Source organism: Cryobacterium sp. MDB2-A-1 (assembly GCF_004402675.1).
Classification (GTDB): Bacteria; Actinomycetota; Actinomycetes; order Actinomycetales; family Microbacteriaceae; genus Cryobacterium; species Cryobacterium glucosi.
Genome location: NZ_SOFK01000008.1, coordinates 1 through 1010 on the forward strand (window position 1 = coordinate 1; position 1010 = coordinate 1010).

1 protein-coding gene is annotated in these 1010 nt (G+C 63.5%); it reads left to right on the plus strand.

From position 1 onward, the window contains the following. Positions 1 to 178: 178 nt before the first annotated feature. Positions 179 to 1010: integrase core domain-containing protein (locus E3O39_RS00735; protein WP_134449477.1), on the plus strand; the 832-nt coding region annotated here is incomplete at its 3' end.

Sequence of the window (1010 nt, forward strand, 5' to 3'; positions counted from 1 at the left end):
TGTTATGTCTCAGGACATCGGTGACAGTTCTGCATCAATAGATCGGTGACCATTCGGGCGTGTTTGGTGGTGACACTTCTCCCGCGTACACATTTGAGGGATGACTCGTGTCGAACCTGTTGATCCCCGTGTCCGTCTCGCTATAACTCAGTGGCCGCCTGATGCTCCGCGAGGCGCCGTGAGTACGTTCTGTGCTGAGCACGGAATCTCCCGGAAGACCTTTTACGCGATCAAGAAGCGTGCTCTCGAGGAGGGCCAGGCCGCGGCCCTCGAGCCGCGCTCCCGACGGCCGCGGTCGAGTCCGAACCAGATGGCCGAGGACGTGAAGAAGCAGGCGATCGGAGTCCGGGCCGTGTTGGAGGGATCGGGTCTGGACTATGGGCCGATCAGCGTCCACGAGAAGATGCGGTCGCTGGGGATGACCCCGGTGCCCTCGACGGCGTCGCTGGCCAGGATCTTTCGCGATGCCGGTGTCGCCCGCGTCGAGCCTCGGAAGAAACCGCGGGCCTCGTTCCGACGGTTCGTCTATCCGGCCCCGAACGCGTGCTGGCAGCTGGACGCGACCGAATACGTCCTCACCGGTGGCCGGAAATGCGTGATCTTTCAACTCATCGATGACCACTCCCGTTTCGCGGTCGCCTCCCACGTCGCGTGGGGAGAAACTTCCGAGGGCGCCCTGACCGTGGTGAAGAAAGGCATCACGGCCCACGGCGTCCCGCAGCGACTCCTCAGCGATAACGGGGCCGCACTGAACCCCTCTCGGCGCGGTGTCATCGGACAGCTCGTCACCTATGTCACTTCGCTGGGCGTCGAGGCGATCACGGGGAAACCCTACAAACCCACCACCCAGGGCAAGAACGAACGCTTCCACCAGACCCTGTTCCGCTGGCTCGATAAGCAACCCATCGCGGCGACCCTCGATGAACTCCAAGCCCAGGTCGACCGGTTCGACGAGATCTACAACACGGAGCGCCCGCATCAAGCCCTGCCCGGCAGGATCACACCCCGGC